Raw genomic sequence first — 444 nt, 5'->3', positions numbered from 1 at the left:
ATTCGCGTCGGGTTCGCGTGGGATGCGCGAGCGATGCGCGAGGGATTCGCTTTGGATTCTTCGGCCAACCCCAGGGTACGCCCCCACATCGAACGGCCTTACGTCTGGCCAACCTGTGGCTGACGGGGCCTATTCCCAGGCTGGGCTACTGACCGGTACAGCCGGGGCCCTCACGCCGGGGCCGCGGCCGCGGCCTTCGGCTGCCCGACCGGCTGCCCGGCGGGCTGCTCGACCGGCTCCTCGGTCGCTCGCCCGGCCGACTGCCCGGCCGGCCGTTCGATCACGCGGGGCGCGAGCTCCGCGTTCTCCAGGATGTCCCGCAGGTGCTTCTCGGCGACCGGCAGCACCTCCTCGATGGTGATCTCCCGGCCCAGCTCGTTCGAGAGGGACGTGACCCCCGCGTCCCGGATGCCGCACGGCACGATCCGGTCGAACCAGGTGTTG

Annotated in this window: 1 pseudogene; it reads right to left on the bottom strand. The window is 71.4% G+C overall.

Annotation, left to right across the window (positions count from 1 at the left end):
• Positions 1-170 precede the first annotated feature (170 nt).
• Positions 171-444: pseudogene (locus RM844_RS32840) on the bottom strand (hypothetical protein); the annotation flags it as partial.

Origin of the sequence: Streptomyces chisholmiae, assembly GCF_031845445.1 — a bacterium.
GTDB lineage: Bacteria > Actinomycetota > Actinomycetes > Streptomycetales > Streptomycetaceae > Streptomyces > Streptomyces chisholmiae.
The sequence above is the reverse complement of the archived record's forward strand: the minus strand, read 5'-3'. Positions and strand labels throughout refer to the sequence as shown.